Here is a 19,824-nt window from a genome sequence, read left to right on the forward strand (position 1 = left end):
GTGGCTGTCGCCCCGGCCCGACCGGGCATGCCCTGGTGGGGCTGGTCAGGGGCTCCGCGCCACCCGGCCCTGGACCCCACGGCCCGTCGGACCCGCTCTAGTCCAGCCGCGTCCGCGACGGCAGGGCCGAGATCGCGGTGAAGAGCACCAGCGCGAGCTGCAGGAGCAGGAGCAACAGGCGGGTGGTGCTGTCGCGGTCGACGACCACCGGGCCGCCCTCGGGCCCGACGGTGACGCCGACGAGGTGGCCCCAGGCCGGCACGATCGGGGCGGGTGCGCCGCCGACCGTGGCGCTCCAGCCGGACTCGAGCTCCGCGGCCACGACGAGCAGGCGCCGGTCCGCGCCCGGGGACACGCGCGCTGCGACCGTGGGCAGATCGGAGGGGACCGGGGTGATGCCGGCGGCCCGTCGCGGCGCGGCGCGGGCCTCGGTGGCGTCGTCGGAGATCGGGGGCTCGAGCAGCACCGCGCTCGCGACCGGCAGCGCGACCCGGACCACGGGGCGTCCGTCGGAGACCGGCGGGGCGTCGGCGAGCAGCGGGCCGGCCGCCGCGCGCACGGCGCGGGCGGTGGCCGCGTCGGGAAGCACGACGGCGCCGGTGCCGGCCGTCGCGAGCTCGGCCACACCCGCCTGCACCGTGGCCGGGTCGCCCGACAGCAGGGCCCGCACGTCGCGCTGCAGCCGGGCCGGCGCCGCGCCGACCGGGGCGTGGTCGTCGTCGCCGTAGCGGGGCAGGCCGGGCCCGGCGCGGCGGGTGGTGTCGGCGTCGCGGGTGACCACGGCGACGCCGGCCCCACTGCGCGCCAGCTCGTCGGCCAGCGGTGCCGCCAGGGTCGGCGCGCGGGTGTCGGCGAGCGGGCCCGCCCCGCCGCCCAGCACCGTCACGACGGCGAGCGTCGCGACGGCCACCGCGAGCACCGGTACGGCGACGCCGCGGGCCCGGCGGGCGCTGCGGTCCCGCTCGCCGGTCTCGCTCCGCCGGGGTCGCAGTCGCCGGGCCAGCCCGGAGGCCCCGGCGCCGACCCGTTCGGCCGCGCCGGCCAGGCGTCCGGTCAGGCCCGCGCCCCCGAGGTCGAGCTCCGACTCGCCCCGGCGCAGTGGCGCGCGCTCGGGTCGGTCCCGGCGGCCGAGCAGCTGCCCGAGCGGCTCGGTGCGCGCCGCGGCGACCTGGGCCAGCACGCTCCACAGCGCGCCGGCGGTCGCCAGGGCGAGGGCCGGGCCGGTCCAGCCCGGGCGCGGGTCGCCGCCCGGGAGCGGGGGTAGCGCGAACGACCCCACGACGCCGGCGGCGACGATGCCCAGCACGAGCAGCGCCAGACCGGGGATCGCCGCACGTCGGGGGGCGATCAGCGCGCCGCCGACGGCCGCGACGACGAGGGCGAGCCCCGCCCAGGGCACCGTGCCGGGCCCGCCGGGGTCGAGGGCGAGGACGTCGAGGGCGGCGACGTAGCGCTCGGGTACCGGGGCGCCGGTGCCGTGCAGCAGCACCTCGGGTGAGGTGAGCAGCACGGTCGGCCAGGGCAGGAGCAGCAGCACCGGCAGCACGACGATCACGGCCAGCGACATGGCCCGCCGCCCCGCGGCCTTCGGCGGCGCGGGGACCAGCACGAAGCCGACGACCACGACGACGAGCACCAGGGCGTGCACGAGCGGCGCGAACGCGCTGACGACCCCGAGGGCGAGCGCGGTGCCGGCCGCGGTGCTCCACCACGAGCCGCGCCGGCCGGACGTGCGGACGCCGCGCAGCACGGCGACGACGCCGGCGAGCACGAGCGGGAGGAGCACCGCCGCCACGACCCCGTCGAGCCGGCCCTGCGCGACCGCCCCCGCCGGCACGCCGAGCAGGGCGTAGGCCGCGCCGGCGAGCGCGCGCAGCACGCGCCCGACGCGCAGCTCGCGGGTGGCGAGGTAAGCGCTCAGCCCGGCCAGGGGCAGGGCCGCGACGAGCAGGATCGACACGGCGGCGGGCGGGCCGCCCAGGGGCACCGCCGGCCCGCCGAGGGCCCCGACCACGGCCAGCGCGGCGGGTGCGGGCGCCCCGGTGCCGCCGGCCGCGGGGTGCCAGGCCGCGAGGTAGGACGACCAGAGCTCGCGCAGCCCCGGGACCTCCGCGATCCGCCCGCCCGCGAGCCCCAGGCCGAGCCGCGCGCGCTGGGTGGCGAGCGAGACCAGGGTCAGGCCGATGACGAGCAGCAGCGGCGGGGCGAGCAGCAGCTCACGGGCGACCCGGCCCGCCGTGATCGGGACGACGACCACGCGCTCACCCGGCGCGGTGGGGGGCTCCGACGTGGCCGGGGTCGCCGAGGTCGCCGAGGTCGCGCCGATGAGCTCGGTGGCGTCGCCGGCGGCGGAGGTGTCGTCCGCGGGCGTCCGCGGCCCGGGCAGCGCGACGGCCAGGGACTCGCCGGGGCGACGCAGGCCCGCGGTGCGACGCGTGCGGCGCACGCCCGCGCCCGCCCCCGCCGCGAGGGCCTCGGGACCCACGGCCCGCCGCGGCGCGGCCCCGTCCCCGCTCCCGGCCGTCCCGGGCCGGGAGCCGCGCTCGGCCCACTCGGGCAGGCGGCCGAGGTCGAGCTCCTCGCGCAGGCGTCCGCGCACCAGCGAGGTCAGCCCGCCACGCACGGCGTTGCGCAGCCGCGTCGTGCGGCTGGTCAAGAGTCCGCGCAGCTCGCGGGGCAGGGCGGTGGCGCCGGTGCTGCGCCGGCGCCGGGCGTCGGCGAGGTCCGCGACGCCCGGTCCGGAACCGAGGACCCGGGCCACGCCGGCCAGCTCGGCGCCCGCCGCGCGGGCCCGGCGCACCAGCAGCAGGCCCAGGGCGCGCAGGACGGCGAGCACGGGCAGGCGCACGAGGCCCAGCACGAACGCCGGCGTCGAGCAGTTGGCCAGGAACGTCCGGACGCCATGGGCGCGGTCGGTGGCGCGGTAGCGGGGGTCGACGCCCGCGGTGTCGAGGGTCCGCGCACGCACCGAGAGCGCGCGGGCGTGGCGCAGCCGGGCCGAGGGGGTGCACAGGACCAGGCCGCCGGCGCGGTTGACCCGCCAGCCGTAGTCGACGTCCTCGCGCAGCAGGCCCAGCGCGGTGTCGAAGCCGCCCAGGGAGTCCCACTCGCGGCGCCGCACGAGCGAGCCCGCCGAGCCGACGGCGAGCACCTCGGAGTTGGTGGCGAACTGGCCGAGGTCGAGCTCGTCGGCACCGATGCCGGTCTGCCGCGAGCCCGAGGCGTCGATCGACACCCCGGCCTCGACGACGAGGCGGGGCTCGTCCCAGTCGAGGACGAGCGGTCCGAGCACGGCCGCGGACGGGGAGGCGTCGGCGACCGAGAGCAGGACCTGGAGGCAGTCCGGGGCGGGCGCCGCGTCGTCGTGGAGGACCCAGATCCAGTCGCCGGAGCCCGAGGAGCCGGCACCGCGTCCCCAGCGGCGGTCGGCGTCGTCGACGGCGGTGTGCACCGCCTCGGCGAACCCGGTGTCGTGGGGCATGCGCAGCACCACGTCGACCTGGTTGCTGGCCGCGAGGAGGCCGGCGGTGCCGTCCGTGGAGCCCGTGTCGACCGCGATCACCCGGCGCGGGCGCCGTGTCTGGCGCGCGAGGGCCGCGAGGGTCTCGGGCAGCCAGGTCTCGCCGTCGTGGCACACCAGCACGCCGAGCACCGGCGCCACCGGGGAGGCTCCAGCCACGGGCGCGTCGTCCTTCCCCCTCGGGTCGCCACCCGAGGGGCGCCCACGCTCCGATCAGGCGGCCGACGATAGCCGCCGGGATCGCGCGGCCCGGCCCGGGGCGGGGCGCTCAGACCACGCGACGCTTGAGGCGACGGCGCTCGCGCTCGGAGAGCCCGCCCCAGATCCCGAAACGCTCGTCGTGCCCGAGCGCGTACTCGAGGCACTCGGTGCGGACCTCACAGCTGTTGCAGATCTGCTTGGCCTCCCGGGTGCTGCCGCCCTTCTCCGGGAAGAACGCCTCGGGGTCGGTCTGCGCGCACAGCGCGCGCTCCTGCCACTCCTGCTCGTCCTCGGTCACCATGGCCAGCTCGGACAGGACGTCCCTCAGCCCCGTCTGTGGCCCGCGTCCTGCCTGCCCTGTACCGCCCAGCACCACCGACCCGCTCTCCGCACCGTTCACGACGCTCCCCTCGCCTCCGACTCCCCCCGGCCCCCACTGAGACGGACGAGGCGCCGGCCCCGCACCGACGTGTCATCGCGTACGAATTACACCGGTGTCGTTCCATCCGGGTCAAGGCGGGGGCCCCGTGTGGCCGCATGTCGCGACGGACGGTCGTCACGTGCGGTGAACGTCATGCGCTGTCCGTAGCAACGCACTGGTGCCGCACCGTCGGGGCGGGCGGGCGGGGCACGCCCGCCCGCGGGGACACTGGAGCCCGTGGCTCCCCCCGTCTCCCGGCTGCGCTCCCCGGTCAGCCCCATCTTCCTGGTCCTCGTGGCGCTGACCGTCGCGGGGGGCGCGCTGACACTCGTGCCCGCGCGGGGCGCCGTCGTCGGCGGGACCGTGCTGCTCGTGCTCGCCGGGTGGGCGGTGTCGCTGTGCCTGCACGAGTTCTCCCACGCGCTGACCGCCGACCGTTGCGGCGACCACTCGGTGCGCGACCGCGGCTACCTCACGCTGGACATCCGCCGCTACGCCAACATCGGGCTGACGCTGGTCCTGCCGCTGCTCTTCCTGCTCATCGGGGGTATCCCCCTGCCCGGCGGCGCGGTCTGGATCCAGCGCGCGGCGCTGCGCTCGCGGGTGGCGATCAGCGCGGTGTCGCTGGCCGGGCCGCTGGCGAACCTCCTGCTCGCCGCCGTGATCGCGATCGGGATCGCGCTCACCGCCCCGCCGCTGCCGCTCGCCGCCGCCCTGGCGTTCCTCGGCATCATCCAGGTCCTGACGTTCGTGCTGAACGTGCTGCCGATCCCGGGCCTCGACGGCTGGGGCGTCATCGACCCGTACCTGCCGTGGGGCACGCGCACGACCGCGGCGCGGGTCGCGCCCTACGCCCCGTTCGCGATCATCCTGCTGATCTTCCTGCTCCCCGGCGCCTCCGCGCTGCTCTTCGCGGTGTCCGAGTCGCTGTGGTCGCTCGTCGGCGGCGACGGGACGCTCGCGCGGCTGGGCAACGTGCAGTTCGCCCGCCTGCTGGGCTGAGCCGGCGCGGAGAGGACGATGGCACCGTGAAGGTCACCGTTCTGGTCGGGGGCGTCGGCGGCGCCCGGTTCCTGCAGGGCGTCAAGGCCGCCGCGGCGCCCGGCGACGCCATCCGCGCGGTGGTCAACATCGGCGACGACATCTGGCTGCACGGCCTGCGCGTCTGCCCCGACCTCGACACGTGCATGTACACGCTCGGTGCGGGCATCGACCCGGAGCGGGGCTGGGGCCGGGCCAAGGAGACCTGGTCGGTGCGCGAGGAGCTCGAGGCCTACGGCGCCGACCCGACGTGGTTCGGCCTCGGCGACCGCGACGTCGCCACCCACCTCGTGCGCACGCGGATGCTGCGCGCGGGCTACCCGCTCTCGCAGGTCACCGCCGCGCTGTGCCACCGCTGGGCCCCGGGGGTCGACCTGATCCCCGCCAGCGACGACCGGATCGAGACCCACGTCGTGGTGGACACCGGCGACGACCCCCCTCAGCGCAAGGCCATCCACTTCCAGGAGTGGTGGGTGCGCCACCGCGCGGCGCTGCCCGCGCACTCGTTCGCCTCGGTCGGGCGCGACCAGGCGACGGCGTGCCCCGACGCGCTCGCCGCCGTCGCCGACGCCGACGTCGTGCTCGTCGCGCCGTCGAACCCGGTGGTCAGCATCCACACGATCGTCGACGTGCCGGGCATGCGGCCGGCGCTGGCCGCGGCGCCGGGGAGGATCGTGGGCGTGTCGCCGATCGTCGGCGGACAGGCGGTGCGCGGGATGGCCGAGGCCTGCCTCGCGGCGGTGGAGGTGCCGGTCAGCGCCGAGGGCGTCGGCCGCTGGTACGGCGCGCGGAGCACCGGCGGGCTGCTGGACGGGTGGCTCGTGGCCCCGGGCGACGGGGCGGACGTGCCCGGGGTCGAGGTCCGCGAGGTGCCGCTGATGATGACCGACCCCGACACCACCGCGGCGATGGTCCGCGCGGCGTACGAGGTCGCGGGTGTCTGACGGACCCGCCGACGCAGCGAGGGGCGCCCCCGCGGCGTCGCACGCGGTCAGGGCGTCCCTCGCTCCCCCGCACCCGGACCACGCCGCCGGCGGGCTGACGCTCTGGGGCGTCACGGGGCTGCCCGAGTTCCGCCCCGGCGACGACCTCGCCGCGGCGCTGGCCGCCGCGCTCGACGGCACGATCGCCGACGGCGACGTGGTGGTGGTCACGTCGAAGGTGCTCTCGAAGATCGAGGGCCGGCTGGTGCGCGTGCCCGCCGACCCCGAGGACCGCGACGCGGCCCGTCGCGCGCTGGTCGACCGGGAGACCGTGCGCCTGCTCGCCACCAAGGGCCGCACCAAGATCGTCGCCAACCGGTTGGGGATCGTGCAGGCCGCGGCCGGGATCGACGCGTCGAACGTGGCCGGCGACGAGGTGGCGCTGCTGCCCGAGGACCCGGACGCGTCGGCCGCGGCGCTGCGCACGGCGCTGCGGGCGCGGCTCGGGGTCGACGTCGCCGTGGTCGTGACCGACACCATGGGCCGGACGTGGCGGACGGGCCAGACCGACGCGGCGATCGGCGCGGCGGGCCTGGAGGTCGTGCACGCCTACGCCGGGGCGGTCGACGCGCAGGGCAACGAGCTCGTCGTCACCGAGGTCGCCGTGGCCGACGAGGTGGCCGCGGCCGCCGACCTCGTCAAGGGCAAGCTCGGCGGCGTCCCGGTCGCGGTCGTGCGCGGGCTGCCGGCGACCCTGCGCTCGGAGACCGCCCGGGGTGCCGACCTCGTCCGCCCGGTCGAGGAGGACCTGTTCCGGCTGGGCACCGCGGAGGCCCTGGCGCAGGGGCGCCGTGACGCCGTCCCCGCGCGGCGCTCGATCCGGGAGTTCGCCGACACGCCCGTCGACCCCGACGCGCTGCGCCGGGCCGGGGCCGCCGCGCTCACCGCGCCGGCGCCGCACCACACCCGGCCCGTGCGGTTCGTCCGCCTGGTCTCGGCGGAGGTGCGCACCCGCCTGCTCGACGCGATGGCCGACGCGTGGCGCGCGGACCTGCGGGGGGACGGCCTGTCCGAGGAGGCCGTGGCCCGGCGGGTGGCCCGCGGCGACCTGCTGCGCACCGCGCCCGAGGTCGTGCTGCCGTTCCTCGTCGCCTCTCCCGCAGCCGGTGCCCACGCCTACCCCGACGCGCGCCGGACGGCGGCCGAGCACACGATGTTCACCGTCGCCGGCGGTGCGGCGGTGCAGGGCCTGCTGGTCGCGCTGGCCGCCGAGGGGCTCGGCTCGTGCTGGGTCTCCTCGACCATCTTCGCCCCGGACGTCGTCCGCGCGGTGCTCGCGCTGCCCACCGACTGGGAGCCGCTCGGCGCCGTCGCCGTCGGGCACCCCACGACCGCACCGCCGCCCCGCGGCGAGCTGACCGTCGACGACCGGTGGGTGGAGATCCCGTGACCCACGAGCCGACCCTGGCCGCCGCCACCCGCGCCGCCGTGCGCACGGCCGCGGTGCACGCCGACGCCCGCGCCGTCCTCGCCGGCTGGCGTCCCGCCGCGCGCGAGCTCGACTCGGTGCGCCAGGCCCTGTTGGCCTACCTGGACGCGCGGCCCGACGCGTGCGCCCGGGCCTGCGTGCCCGGCCACCTCACCGCGTCCGCACTGGTGCTGGACGCCGCGGGCGAGCACGCCCTGCTCACGCTGCACCCGCGCATCGGTACCTGGGTGCAGCTCGGCGGGCACATCGAGCCCGACGACACGACGCTCGCCGGCGCCGCGCTCCGCGAGGCGACCGAGGAGTCGGGCATCGAGGGCCTCGTCGTCGACCCCGAGCCCGTGCACGCCGAGGTCCACCCGCTGACGTGCTCGCTGGGTGTGCCCACCCGCCATCTCGACGTGCGGTTCCTGGTCCGCGCCCCCGCCGGCGCCGTCGAGACGATCAGCGAGGAGTCCCTCGACCTGCGCTGGTGGCCGCTCGCCGAGCTGCCCGACAGCGTCGCCTTCGGGCGGGCGCCGGCCTGAGACGGCCGGTCACCAGCTCCGGTAGTCCTTGGGCGAGAACCGCGGGCCGAAGCGCGGGCGCCGGAAACCCGAGGCCTCGATGTAGCGCACGGCGCGCTGGCGCTGCGGCGCGTAGCAGGCGAGCACCTCGAGCATCCCGTCGTCGTCGAGCTTGCGGCCCACGAGGGCCCAGCCGACCGTCGCGGGGATGTGGAAGTCGCCGACGCTCACCGCGTCGGGGTCGCCCCAGGACCGCTGGGCCACCTCCGCGGCGGTCCACACACCGATCCCCGGCACCTTCTGCAGCAGCGCGCGCCCGGCCTCGCCGCGCAGCTCGGCGGCCTTCTCCAGGCGGTGGGCCACGGCGGCCGCGGCGAGGATCGCCCGGCGGCGGGCCTGGTCGACGCCGGCGCGGTGCCACTCCCAGTCGGGGACGGCCCGGATCTGCCGCGGGGTCGGCGGCAGCTTCATCCCGCGCGGGACGGGACCGGGCGCGTCGTCGCCGAAGCGCCGGCACAGCTCGCGGAACGACCGCCGCGCCTCCACGCCGGTCACCTTCTGCTCGAGGATCGCGGGCAGGAGCACGTCCCACACCGTGCGCGTCGCCCCGAGGCGCAGGCCCGGCATGCGCCGGCGCGTCTCGGCGACCAGCGGGTGGTGCCCGACGAAGCCGGCGTCGTCGTCCTCGGCACCGAGCAGCGCCGGCACCCCGTCGAGCACCCACGCCGCACCGGGCCCCCAGGCCCGGGCGTGCACCTCGCCGTCGCGCCGCGACAGCGCGAGCGTGCCCGGCCCGTCCGGGGTGTGCGTCGCGCGCCAGAGCACCCCGGCCCCGCCGGAGGCGTCGGTGCCGGTACGGAACGTGGGATCGCCCTTCCCGCGGCGCAGCGGCGCGAGCAGGGCGCGGACGTCGAGCACGAAGTCGGGGCGCCAGGTCCGCTCGGCGACCGGTGGGACCGGAGCAGCACCGACCTCAGGCACCACCCGAGAATCGCAGACCGCCGTCGGGGACGACGAGGCCGGGCCAGACCCGCAGGCCGGCGAGCAGCTCGCACGACGCGCCGATCGCGGCACCCTCGGCGACGACGGCGTCGCGCACCACCGTGTCGTCGCCGATGGACGCGCCCGGCCCGATCACCGAGCGCTCGACGAGGGCGCCGTCGCCGATCCGCGCGCCGTCCATGAGCACCGAGCCCGAGACGCGGCTGCCCTCCCCGATCTGCACCTCGGCGCCGACGGTGGTGCCGTCGGTGAGCGACGCCGACGCCGCGACCTTCGCGCCGGGCAGCAGCAGCGCCGTGCCGACGGGCCCGGGCAGCGCCGCGGTGGGGGCCGCGCCCTGGACGAGGTCGGCGCTGCCGCGCACGAAGGAGGCCGGGGTGCCGAGGTCGAGCCAGTAGGAGGACTCGACGTGGCCCTGCAGCCGCGCGCCGCCCTCGAGCAGGCCGGGAAAGGTCTCGCGCTCCACCGACACCGCCCGCCCGGCGGGGATCGTGTCGAGGACGTCCCGGCGGAAGACGTAGCAACCGGCGTTGACCTGGTCGGTCGGCGGCGCGAGCGTCTTCTCGAGGAACGCGGTGACCCGCCCGTCGTCGTCGGTGGGCACGCAGCCGAAGGCGGTGGGGTCGGGCACGCGGACGAGGTGCAGCGTCGCGTCGGCGCTCGCGGCCCGGTGCTCGCCGACCACGGCGCGGACGTCGACACCGGAGAGGATGTCGCCGTTGAACACGACGACCTCGTCGTAGTCGGGTCCCAGGGCCTCCGCGGCGTAGCGGATGCCGCCGCCGGTGCCCATCGGCTCGGGCTCCTCGCGGCACTCCAGGTCGAGGCCCTCGAGGCCGCCGGGGACGCCCCCGCCGAGGAACGCCTCGAACACCTCCGCGCGGTAGGCCGTGCCGAGCACGACCCGCCGGATGCCGGCCGCCGCGATACGCGAGAGCAGGTGGGCCAGGAACGGCACCCCGGCCGTCGGCAGCATCGGCTTCGGCGTGCGGAGCGTGAGCGGGCGCAGCCTGCTGCCCTGCCCGCCGACCAGCACGACCGCGGCGGTCCCCGCCGGGTCGATGACCGCCGTGTCCCCGGCCGTGTCCCCCGCGGTGTCCCCCGCCGTGTCCCCTGTGAGCACCACCCGTGACCCCCTCGTCGATGACGAATCGTGACCGCGGGCGATAGTGTGGACCCTCCCCGGGGGCCGGACGGCGCTGACCGGGGACGGACCCGCCCGTCGGGGGAACGAGCAGGAGGGTCGTGGTGGCCTCGAACGCGTGGGAGCGTGCCCAGGAAGCCATCGCGCACGCGTCCCAGCGCGCCACGGAGCGTGACGAGGACGTGATCACGCCCGACACCGCCGTCTCCCCCTTCGACGCCTCGATGACCACCGTCCTGCCGCACGCCACGGCGTCGGGGTACCGCGGCGGTACCGACCCCGACCTCACCCAGCGCCTGCCCCAGGACGGCCGGCGCCCGGCCAACGGGCACCACCGGACGCCGCCGGACGGGCCGGACGGGCAGGACCCGGCCACGGTGCGCCTCGGCGCCCAGCGCGGACCGGCCCACCCCGGCACCTCGCCGTTCCCCGCCAGCCCCTTCCCCGCCGACGAGGCCCGCCCCGAGGACGGGCGCGACGGCCGGGACGACACCCCCGCGCCCCGCCGGTCCTGGTGGCGCCGGCTCTTCGGCCGCTAGCCGAACAACCAGCTCCCGGTGCACCGGGCGGCGCAGCAGCACCTGGGTGACCACCTGCAGGACCACCAGCAGCACCACTCGGCCCCGGGCCGTGGTCACGGGCACCACGTCGACGGGCGCCGAGTAGGCGAGGACGACGCCCAGCACGGCGTCGAGCAGCAGACCCGCGCCCCCGGCGCGCCGGGGTCACCGGTCCGCCCGCGCGTGGAAGGCGGCCAGCCGCTCGTCGACGCGCTCGGCGTGCGAGCTCGGCAGCGCGTGCGTCGCCTCCGGCCACACCTCGACCTCGACGTCGGCGATCAGCGCCCGCGCCCGTCGGGCACCGCGCGCCGCGTGCCCGACGGTGCTGCGCCCGCCGAGCAGCGCCAGCACCGGCATCCCCAGCGAGCGCAGCGCCGCGTCGGACGGGTAGCCGGGCGGGGCGAGTCGCAGCCGGTAGGCCGTGCCGCCGAGCACCAGGACCGGGGTGAGCGGGTCGTCCGCGGGCGGTGACCCGCCGCCGGCGTGGCGCAGGACGAGCCCGTGCAGTCCCGGCACCGCCGCGAGGAGCGACGTCGCCACGAACCCGGGCCGCAGGCGGGAGAGGGTGTGCGCCGGTTCGAGCAGGGCGAGCGAAGCCACCCCGGCCGGGTGGCGCACGGCCAGCTCGAGGCCCCACCGCGCACCCAGTGACGCCCCGACGACGTGCAGCGGGCCGCCGAGGGCACCCACGACCTCGGCCAGCCAGGCGGCCTGGTCGGCGTCCCCGGTGATCGGCGCGGTCTGCTCGCTCGCGCCGGGCTCGCCGAGCGGATCGAGCGCCCACACCGGCCGGCGCGCGACGAGGGCGGGCAGGTTCGGCGCCCACATCGCCGTCGTGCCGAGGCGTCCGGGCAGCAGGAGCACCGGCCGCCCGGGACCGCCGTCGGAGTGGTGGCCGCCGAAGCGGTGGACGCGCACGATGCCGAACACCGTCGGGACGTCGTGGGACGCGTGCGGCGGCAGCACCGCCATGGCCGCGTCCAGCGCGCTGCGGTGGCGCGTGCGCGCCGCTTCGTCGACGAACCCGCCGATCCCCATCGCGCCTCCCCGCTTCACGATACGATCGGACCGTAAAGAAGGGTCCACGCTCGTCGCAAGCCGATCGGACCGTGATGCCGAAGATCGTCGACCACGACGCGCGCCGGCACGAGATCGCGGCGGCGCTGTGGCGCCTCGCCGCGCGCGAGGGTCTGGAGGCGGCGAGCCTGGCCTCCGTCGCCACGGAGGCCGGGGTGTCGAAGGGCCGCGTGCAGCACTACTTCGGCAGCCGCGAGGAGCTGCTGGCCTTCGCCGCGACGGCGCTGCGCGAGCGCCTCGGCGAGCGGGTGCGGGCGCGCGTGCTCGCCGCCGGGAGCGAGCCGCTCGCCGTCGTCCGCGCCCTGCTCGCGGGCCTGCTGCCGCTCGACGACGACGCCCGGGCGGACGCCCTGGTGGGGTCCGCGTTCCTGGTCCGCGCGGTGGTCGACCCGGTCGCGCGCGAGCGCCTGCGCACCGGCGAGGAGGAGATCCTCGCCGCGCTCGCCGACGGGCTGGCGCGCGCCCGGGACACCGGCGCGCTGGCGGCCTCGGTCGACCCGGTGGGGGAGGCCGAGGTGCTGCACGCGCTGGTCGGGGGCCTGGCCGACTCGCTGCTCGTCGACCGGCACACGCCCGACTCGGCGCTGGCCGCGCTCGACCGGTACCTCGAGCGTCTGGCCTAGGGGCTCGCCCGCACCCCGGTGCGCGCCCGCAGCCCCAGCCCCGCACGCAGTGCGACGCGCAGCGGGGCCCAGCGGGCGCCGCGGTAGCGGTCGGCGAGGAAGCGGTAGGCGCTGCGATGGTGCTCGGCGAGCATCCGCGCCGAGGTCGGGGCGTCGCGCTCGGTGGCGTGCCCGCCGGTGTGCACGACCTCGGCGTCCGGCACGTAGACGTTCAGCCAGCCCGCGTGCCCGAGGCGGTCGCCGAGGTCGACGTCCTCGAAGTACATGAAGTAGCGCGGGTCGAAGCCGTCGACGGACTCCCAGGCCTCGCGACGCAGCAGCACGCAGGACCCCGACAGCCAGCCGGCGGCGCGCTCGGCCACCGCGCCCTCCTGGCGGTACGAGCGCGTCCACGGGTTGGCGGGCCACACCGCGGCGAACAGCGCGTGGCCCAGCCCGCGACCCAGCGAGGGCTGCAGGCGCGCGGAGGGGTAGACGTCGCCGCCCGTGCGGATGAGCGGCCCGAGGCTCCCCGCACGCGGCCACCGCTCGCCGGCCGCGAGCAGCGCGTCGAGCGCCCCCGGCCCGCAGACGATGTCGGGGTTGGCGACGAGCACCCACCCGACGTCGGCGGGCAGCCCCGCCACCGCCCGGTTCGCGGCCGCCCCGTAGCCGACGTTCTCGCCGATCCGGAGCAGCTCCACGCGCTCGTCGGCGGCCGCGGCGGCCTCCGGAGCACCGTCGACCGAGCCGTTGTCGGCCAGCACCACGCGGTACGGGCGTGTCGTGGCCTTGTCCAGCGACGTGAGGAACTCGCCGAGCGACTCGCCCGGCGAGTAGGTCACGCAGACGACGGCCAGACCGGGTCCGTAGGCGGGAGGGGTCACGGCCCGCATCCTGCACGTTCAGTCGTCGTACTGGTCCACCAGCCCGCGGTACTCGGCCTCGAGCACGGCGACGGCGTCCGGGTCGCCGTGCCAGGCCGCCTCCTCGAAGTAGGGCGCCGCCTCGTCCGGGCGGCCGTGGTCGAACAGGAAGCGTCCGAGGTGGAAGGCCGCGCCCGGCTCGCCGACCTCGTGGGCCCGGCGCAGCTGCTCCTCCGCGCCGGCGAGGTCGTCACGGCGGTCGCGCAGGAACCAGCCGTAGTAGATGTGCGCGCACGCCCCGCCGCCCTCGGCCGCGCGGCGGTACAGCTCGCCGGCCTCGTCGATCTCGCCGGCCGCGAGGCGGCAGTCGGCCAGCGCGACGAGCGTCGAGGGCTTGGCCTCGTCGTGCAGACGCTCGGCGAGCTCGGTCGCCGTCACCGGGTCCTCGAACTCCTCGAGATGGAGCGCGACGAGGTTGAGCGCGGCCAGGTCGTCCCCGGCACGCACCGCGCGGTCGAGGACGTAGAGCGCCTCCTGGGTGCGGCCTCGGTCGCGCAGGAAGACCCCGTAGTCGTTCATCGCCGCCGCGTCGCCGCCGTCGAGCCCGACGAGGAAGGCCTGCTCGGCACCGTCGTGGTCACCCATCGCGGCCAGGGTCTCGCCGAGCAGGCCCGCGAGCCCGGCCCGGCGCTGCCCCAGGACGAGGGGGCCGAGCAGGTCGACGGCATCGCGACGCTCGCCGTGGTCGAGGTGCACGGCGGCGAGCAGGCCCGGGGCCGACGGCTCGCCGCTGGCCAGCGCCCGCCGCAGCAGGGTGACGAGCTCCTCGTGGTGCTCGTCCGTCCCGGCGACCGGGGACTCCCGCAGCCGGCGGGCCTCGTCGCACAGGGGCTCGGCGTCCTCCGCCATCGCGCCAGCCTGCCAGGTGGCGTGCCGGAAGGGCAGCTACAGGCGCGGCCCGCGGGACGTGTCGTCGACCGAGGGCAGGGTCAGCGGCCAGTAGCGCCAGGCGTCCGGGCCCGCCGCGGCCTGCGCCGCCCGGCGTGCGCTGCGGCGCCGCTCGGCCCGCCACCGCTCGTCGCGCGCCACGCGGGCCCGCAGGCGATGGCGTTCCCGCCCGGCGTCGATCACGAGCCACACGGCGACGAGCCCGAGCAGCGCGAGGAGCACCGTCTCCACAGCCATGACCGTTCAACGCGCGACGGTGCGCCGAGGACACGCGAATGACACCGATGGGATTACGAGACTGCTCCGATCAGCCCTGCAGTAGCTCCGGGTGACGGGTCACGGCCGCGTGCAGGGCCTCGCGCCACGGTGGTAGGGGCCGCAGGCCCGCGGCGCGCCACGACGCGTCGGAGAGCACCGACCACGCCGGGCGCGGCGCCGGGCGCGGGAAGGACGCGGTGTCGCAGGGGCGCACGCGCCCGGGATCGGCGCCCAGTTCGGCGAACACCGCCCGCGCCAGGCCGCACCAGGTCGTCGCCCCGCCGCCCGCCGCGTGTCGCGTCCCGGGCGGGGCGGACGAGCGGGCCAACGCGACGAGCCCGTCGGCGAGGTCGGCGGACCACGTCGGCGACCCGTGCTGGTCGTCGACGACGTCGACGGTCTCGCGCTCGCGGGCGAGGCGGGCCATCGTGCGCACGAAGTTGGCCCCGACCGAGCCGTAGACCCAGGCGGTGCGCACGACGTGGTGGGCGCCGGGCAGCGCGGCGCGCACGGCCTGCTCCCCGGCGAGCTTGCTGCGCGCATAGACCCCGGCCGGCGCGGTGGGGTCCTCCGGCTCGAGGGGACGCGTCTCGCCGCCGGGCAGCGGGCCCAGCACGTAGTCGGTGGAGACGTGGACCATCGTCGCGCCGACCTCGGCGCACGCGGCCGCGAGCAGCCCGGGCGCCTCGGCGTTGACCGCCCACGCTGCCGCGGCCGCCTCCGGGTCGGTCTCGGCCCGGTCGACGGCCGTGTACGCGGCGGCGTTGAGCAGCACCGCGGGGCCCTCGCCCGGCGCCGCCGCCCACGCGTGCACCGCCTCGCGCACCGCGCCCGCGTCGGTGACGTCGAGCCCGGCGCGATCGTGGACACGCACGGTGTCGCTCGGCGGGACGTCCTCGGCGGCGAGGCGCGCCACCAGGTCCGACCCGAGCGCGCCCCCCGCCCCGGTCACCATCCACCGCACCGGACCCCACCCCCCATCGATCACGGTCCGCAGTGTCGCACCGCCGCGCCCCACGGCTCCCCCGGCCGTGATCACCGTCCACCTCGGTGACGCGCAGGTCGCGGCCGGGTTCCTCACCCGGCGTGGCCGCGACGCGCCGACGAGCCGTCGGACGGGTGAGAAGCCCCGACGGCGTCGGAGTCGGTCTAGCCTGCGAGGTACGACGATCTCCGCGCCGGCGGGTACCCAGCGGGAGCGCCGCGGCGGGCGGGATCGCACGGAGACCGAGGACGAGCGCCACGACGGGGACGGGTGCGGCCCGTGGCGGCCCCGGACGGGCGGAGGGGGGTGGGACCGGTGGACGTCGACGACGCGGACCGGTCGCGCCGCGATCCCGCCCGCCGCTACGGCCCCTCGACAGCGCGGCGCAGCCCGGGCCGCGCCGGCGGCCCGCCGCTCGACGACGGCCCCACCCCCGCCCCGGCCCGCGGCCGCGCGCCCGACGCGGGCCGCGACGGCGCCGCCGACGCGCGCCTGCGCCGCCGCGACCTCGCCGAGCTCTCCGCCGTCCCGGCCGGGGCCCGCGGCCCCGCGGCCCGTCGCCGGGAGCCGCCACCCGGCGAGCGGCCCCGCCGCCCCGCCCCGCCGCGGGGGCGTGACGACCCGCGCGACTCCTTCCGCGACGACCACCGCGACGGCCCGCGTGACGGACCCCGCGACCGCCCGCTCCGCGACCCCCGACCCGGCCGCCGACCCGCGGACCGGGACCGCGACCGTGCCCGGGACCGGGACCGGGACCGGGACCGGGACCGGGACCGTCCGCCCGGCCCACCGCCACGGCCACCCCGCCCGCCCCGGCCCGCACGGGAGCCCTGGCCCGACGACGGCACACCCCGGCGCCGGTTCGCGCGCACGCTGCGCCTGGGCGTCATCGTGCTCTCGGTGCTGGTGTTCGCCCTGAGCGGCACGGCCTGGGCGGCGCTGTCCGGCAGCGTCGGCACCATGTCCGGGGCCCTCGGCAGCGGCCCGGTCGGCAACGCCGCGGACGGGGCCACCGACATCCTGCTCGTCGGCGTCGACAGCCGCACCGATGCGCAGGGCCGGCCGCTGCCCGCGGAGGCCCTCGCGGCGCTCGGCGCCGGCGCGGCCGACGGCGTCGTCAACACCGACACCATGATCCTCGTGCGGGTGCCCAACGACGGCAGCCGCGCGGTCGCGTTCTCCATCCCCCGCGACAGCTACGTCTCCATCCCCGGCGCCTTCCGGCGCGACAAGATCAACTCGGCGTACCCGGGCGCGAAGTCCGAGGAGGCCGTGCGGCTGGTGCAGTCCGGGGTCACCGACCCGCACGAGGTGGACGTCCGCTCGTCCGAGGCCGGCCGCCAGGAACTGGTGCGCGCCGTCGCCGACCTCACCGGCCTGACGGTCGACCATTACGCCGAGGTCAACCTCATGGGCTTCTTCACGCTGACCAACGCCATCGGCGGCGTCGACGTCTGCCTGAAGAACCCGGTCGACGACGAGCTCTCGGGCGCCCGGTTCCCGGCCGGACCGCGCACGGTCGCCGGCCACGACGCGCTCGCGTTCGTCCGCCAGCGCCACGGGCTCCCGGGCGGCGACCTCGACCGCATCCGCCGCCAACAGGCCTTCCTCGCCTCCATGTCGCGCAAGGTGCTCTCCAGCGGCACCCTCGCCGACCCGGTCACGCTGACGCGGCTGCTCGACGCCGTGCGGCAGTCGGTGGTGCTCGACGGCAACTGGGACCTCCTGCGCTTCGGCCAGCAGATGCAGGACGTCAGCGCCGGCGCGGTCGCGTTCCTGACGATCCCCACCAACGGGACGCGGTTCGTCGAGGGCCGCGGCGAGGTGGTCGACGTCGACCCCGGCGCGGTGCAGCGCTTCGTCGACGACGCCATCGGTCCCGAGGAGTCGTCGGCCGCCGACGACGGCCCGCCGCCGGGGACGATCCCGGTCGACGTGCGCAACGCGTCGGGCGCCGAGGGCGCGGCCGCCCGCGTCGTGGCCGTGCTGTCGGCCCAGGGCTACGCGCAGACCGTCGCCGGCAACGCGGAGGATCCGGCCCCGCGCTCGGAGGTGCTCTTCGGCCCCGCGGGCGACGCCGCGGGCGCGCGGGTCGCCGGCAGCCTCGGGAACCTGCCCGCGCGCTTCGATCCGACCGTCCCCCCGCACAGCGTGCGCGTCCTGCTCGCCGCGGACTACACCGGTCCCGGCGCCGCGCCGCCGCCCTCGCCGTTCGAGCGCGCGAGCGAGAACACCGGGAGCCCGACGAGCGCGGCCGGCGCCGAGGTGTCCTCGCCGGCGCCGCCGCCCCCGCCCGCCATCACCGCCCAGGGCGTCCCCTGCGTCGATTAGCGTTCGCCACGATGACCGTCACCGACGCCCTGCTCGGACCCCTGCTCGCCGACGATCCCGCCCGCCCCCTCATCACGTTCTACGACGACGTGACCGGTGAGCGCATCGAGCTCTCCGGGGCCACGTTCGCCAACTGGGTGGCCAAGACCGCGAACCTGCTCCGCGACGAGTGCGACGTCGAGCCGGGCACCCCGGTGGCAGTGCTGCTGCCGGCGCACTGGCAGACGGCGGCCGCGCTGCTCGGGCTGTGGTGGTGCGGCGCCGAGGCCGTCGCCGACCCGGCCGGCGCCGAGGTCGCGCTCGCCACGGAGGACGCCCTCGACGCCGCGAGCGGCGCCGGGCTCGTCGTCGGCTTCTCCCTCGACGCCTTCGGCCGCGGGCTCGACAGGGCGGCCTCCGGCGGGGCCCTGCCCGGCGACGCCGTCGACTACGCGACCGAGGTGCGGGTGCACGGCGACCACTTCGCCCCGCTCGCCCCGGTCCCCGACGACGCCCCCGCGCTCGCGGGCACCGACGTCGCCGGCGTCGTGGCCGCCGCCCGCTCCCGGGCCGCCGAGCTGGGGCTGGCCGCCGGCGACCGGGTGCTCTCCACCCTCGACTGGCCCCTGGCGACGACCGGCGGCCTGGTCGACGGCCTGCTCGCGGTGCTCGCCGCCGGCGCCTCACTGGTGCACGTGCGCCACCCCGCCGGCGACCAGGAGCGCCGCGCCGGCACCGAGAAGGTCACCCGCGTCCTCGGCCCGACGTGAGCATCGACCTGCGCGTCACCCCGATCACGCCGGACCTCGTGCGCGGGGCCCTGACGCTGGAACCGACGGAGCACGGGCTGGCGCCGCACCGCCTGCCGGCGCGGGCGCGGGCGCAGGGCGACGGCCAGCTCGCGATGGCCGAGGCGCAGCCCTCGGGCGTCCGGCTCGTGCTGCGCACGGCGGCGACCGTCGTCGAGCTGGACACGCTGCGCACCCGCGTCGGCTACCGCGACCTGCCGCTGCGCCCCGACGGCGTGTACGACCTGCTCGTCGACGGTGTCCTCACCGCCCGCGCGAGCACGACGGGCGGGCGGGTCCTGCGCCTCGACCCCGCGACCGGTGTCGCCGAGACCGAGCCGGGGCCCCTCGGCACCGTCCGCTTCGAGGGGCTGCCGGCGCGGGACAAGGAGCTCGCGATCTGGCTGCCCCACACCGAGATCACCGAGCTGGTCGCGTTGCGGACCGACGCGCCCGTCGCGGCCGCGCCCCGCGGCGACCGACCCGTCTGGGCGCACCACGGCAGCTCGATCAGCCACGGGTCGAACGCCGCGAGCCCGTCGACGACCTGGCCCGCGCTCGCCGCGGCGACGGGCGGCGCCGAGCTGGTCAACCTCGGGTTCGGCGGCAGCGCGATGCTCGACCCGTTCACCGCCCGGGCCCTGCGCGACACCCCCGCCGACCTCATCAGCGTCAAGATCGGCATCAACCTGGTCAACGGTGACGTCATGCGCCGGCGCGCCCTCGGACCGGCCGTGCACGGCTTCCTCGACACGATCCGCGAGGGGCGGCCGACGACACCGCTGCTCGTCGTCTCGCCGATCCTCTGCCCGATCCACGAGGACACCCCGGGCCCGGGCGCCGTGGACCTCGACGGCGTCGGCGCGATGCGCTTCCGCGCCACCGGCGACCCGGGTGACGTGCCCGCCGGGCGGCTGACATTGCGGGTGGTGCGCGAGGAGCTCGCGCGGATCGTGGCGCAGCGCGCCGCCGACGATCCCTGGTTGTCCCACGTCGACGGCCTCGAGCTCTACGGCGAGTCCGACGCGGCGGACCTGCCGCTGCCCGACCGGCTGCATCCCGACGCCGCCACCCACGCCCGGATCGCCGAGCGCTTCGCCGCGCGGGTCTTCGGCCCCGGCGGGCCGTTCGCCGCGTGAGTGAGGACGGCGCTCACCCGGTCGCCGACCCCCGGGAGGAACGAACG

The 19,824-nt window shown here is 77.8% G+C and carries 18 protein-coding genes; 9 read left to right on the plus strand and 9 right to left on the minus strand.

The features are described from left to right. Window positions 1-97: 97 nt before the first annotated feature. Together C8D89_RS03855 and C8D89_RS03860 are read right to left on the minus strand one after the other, a co-directional pair. Entirely contained in the window at window positions 98-3,679 is a 3,582-nt protein-coding gene (locus C8D89_RS03855) for a glycosyltransferase family 2 protein (protein WP_116706662.1), read from the minus strand. A 109-nt stretch (window positions 3,680-3,788) separates the two neighbouring features. Continuing rightward, on the minus strand, window positions 3,789-4,022 hold the full coding sequence (locus C8D89_RS03860) for a WhiB family transcriptional regulator (protein ID WP_116706663.1): 234 nt from the start codon (window positions 4,020-4,022) through the stop codon (window positions 3,789-3,791). A gap of 357 nt (window positions 4,023-4,379) precedes the next feature. On the opposite strand from C8D89_RS03860, the gene C8D89_RS03865 reads away from it, so the two are divergent. Genes C8D89_RS03865 through C8D89_RS03880 form a run of 4 tightly spaced genes read left to right on the plus strand, consistent with a single transcriptional unit; the run spans window position 4,380 to window position 8,119 of the window. Further along, on the plus strand, window positions 4,380-5,144 hold the full coding sequence (locus tag C8D89_RS03865; protein ID WP_116706664.1) for a site-2 protease family protein: 765 nt from the start codon (window positions 4,380-4,382) through the stop codon (window positions 5,142-5,144). A gap of 26 nt (window positions 5,145-5,170) precedes the next feature. Further along, window positions 5,171-6,127, plus strand: coding sequence for a 2-phospho-L-lactate transferase (gene cofD, locus C8D89_RS03870; protein ID WP_116706665.1), 957 nt, complete (start codon window positions 5,171-5,173; stop codon window positions 6,125-6,127). Then, the gene (locus C8D89_RS03875; protein WP_116706666.1) at window positions 6,120-7,556 is read left to right on the plus strand and encodes a coenzyme F420-0:L-glutamate ligase; all 1,437 of its coding nucleotides are present in this window, start codon (window positions 6,120-6,122) and stop codon (window positions 7,554-7,556) included. The genes cofD and C8D89_RS03875 overlap by 8 nt, the downstream gene beginning before the upstream one ends. Beyond that, on the plus strand, window positions 7,553-8,119 hold the full coding sequence (locus C8D89_RS03880) for an NUDIX hydrolase (protein WP_423716643.1): 567 nt from the start codon (window positions 7,553-7,555) through the stop codon (window positions 8,117-8,119). The genes C8D89_RS03875 and C8D89_RS03880 overlap by 4 nt, the downstream gene beginning before the upstream one ends. A gap of 9 nt (window positions 8,120-8,128) precedes the next feature. On the opposite strand, the gene C8D89_RS03885 is transcribed toward C8D89_RS03880, so the two are convergent. Together C8D89_RS03885 and manB are read right to left on the minus strand one after the other, a co-directional pair. Next, window positions 8,129-9,082 carry a DNA-3-methyladenine glycosylase family protein gene (locus C8D89_RS03885; RefSeq protein ID WP_423716644.1) on the minus strand — a complete coding sequence of 318 codons (954 nt, stop codon included), beginning with the start codon at window positions 9,080-9,082 and terminating at the stop codon, window positions 8,129-8,131. Beyond that, window positions 9,072-10,163: a mannose-1-phosphate guanylyltransferase gene (gene manB, locus C8D89_RS03890; protein ID WP_116706936.1), complete on the minus strand. Its 1,092-nt coding sequence runs from the start codon at window positions 10,161-10,163 to the stop codon at window positions 9,072-9,074. The genes C8D89_RS03885 and manB overlap by 11 nt, the downstream gene beginning before the upstream one ends. Before the next feature lie 185 nt (window positions 10,164-10,348). On the opposite strand from manB, the gene C8D89_RS03895 reads away from it, so the two are divergent. After that, window positions 10,349-10,783, plus strand: a complete 435-nt coding sequence (locus C8D89_RS03895) for a hypothetical protein (RefSeq protein WP_133251807.1) — start codon at window positions 10,349-10,351, stop codon at window positions 10,781-10,783. A 186-nt stretch (window positions 10,784-10,969) separates the two neighbouring features. Here the strand turns inward: C8D89_RS03895 and C8D89_RS03900 are convergent, their stop codons facing one another. After that, window positions 10,970-11,860 carry an alpha/beta fold hydrolase gene (locus C8D89_RS03900; RefSeq protein WP_116706668.1) on the minus strand — a complete coding sequence of 297 codons (891 nt, stop codon included), beginning with the start codon at window positions 11,858-11,860 and terminating at the stop codon, window positions 10,970-10,972. Window positions 11,861-11,916: 56 nt separating this feature from the next. Between C8D89_RS03900 and C8D89_RS03905 the strand changes: the two genes are divergently transcribed. Continuing rightward, entirely contained in the window at window positions 11,917-12,504 is a 588-nt protein-coding gene (locus tag C8D89_RS03905; protein ID WP_116706669.1) for a TetR/AcrR family transcriptional regulator, read from the plus strand. Here the strand turns inward: C8D89_RS03905 and C8D89_RS03910 are convergent. From C8D89_RS03910 to rfbD, 4 genes are all read right to left on the minus strand, one after another. Continuing rightward, window positions 12,501-13,379, minus strand: a complete 879-nt coding sequence (locus tag C8D89_RS03910) for a glycosyltransferase family 2 protein (protein WP_116706670.1) — start codon at window positions 13,377-13,379, stop codon at window positions 12,501-12,503. The two genes, C8D89_RS03905 and C8D89_RS03910, sit on opposite strands and share 4 nt — an antisense overlap. A gap of 9 nt (window positions 13,380-13,388) precedes the next feature. Further along, a complete protein-coding gene (locus tag C8D89_RS03915; protein ID WP_116706671.1) occupies window positions 13,389-14,258 on the minus strand; it encodes a tetratricopeptide repeat protein in 870 nt (289 codons plus the stop codon). A gap of 36 nt (window positions 14,259-14,294) precedes the next feature. Beyond that, window positions 14,295-14,534 carry a hypothetical protein gene (locus C8D89_RS03920; RefSeq protein WP_133251808.1) on the minus strand — a complete coding sequence of 80 codons (240 nt, stop codon included), beginning with the start codon at window positions 14,532-14,534 and terminating at the stop codon, window positions 14,295-14,297. A gap of 70 nt (window positions 14,535-14,604) precedes the next feature. Beyond that, window positions 14,605-15,510, minus strand: a complete 906-nt coding sequence (gene rfbD / locus C8D89_RS03925; protein WP_116706937.1) for a dTDP-4-dehydrorhamnose reductase — start codon at window positions 15,508-15,510, stop codon at window positions 14,605-14,607. Between the two features lie 345 nt (window positions 15,511-15,855). On the opposite strand from rfbD, the gene C8D89_RS03930 reads away from it, so the two are divergent. From C8D89_RS03930 to C8D89_RS03940, 3 genes are read left to right on the plus strand one after another with little or no spacing between them, the layout of a single operon-like run. After that, window positions 15,856-17,871 carry an LCP family protein gene (locus C8D89_RS03930; protein WP_243417816.1) on the plus strand — a complete coding sequence of 672 codons (2,016 nt, stop codon included), beginning with the start codon at window positions 15,856-15,858 and terminating at the stop codon, window positions 17,869-17,871. Window positions 17,872-17,882: 11 nt separating this feature from the next. Then, window positions 17,883-18,620 carry a TIGR03089 family protein gene (locus C8D89_RS03935; RefSeq protein ID WP_116706673.1) on the plus strand — a complete coding sequence of 246 codons (738 nt, stop codon included), beginning with the start codon at window positions 17,883-17,885 and terminating at the stop codon, window positions 18,618-18,620. 8 nt (window positions 18,621-18,628) lie between these two features. Next, a complete protein-coding gene (locus C8D89_RS03940; RefSeq protein WP_116706939.1) occupies window positions 18,629-19,777 on the plus strand; it encodes a GDSL-type esterase/lipase family protein in 1,149 nt (382 codons plus the stop codon). The last annotated feature ends 47 nt before the right edge of the window (window positions 19,778-19,824 follow it).

Source organism: Actinomycetospora cinnamomea (assembly GCF_003096675.1).
In the GTDB taxonomy this organism is placed as follows: Bacteria; Actinomycetota; Actinomycetes; order Mycobacteriales; family Pseudonocardiaceae; genus Actinomycetospora; species Actinomycetospora cinnamomea.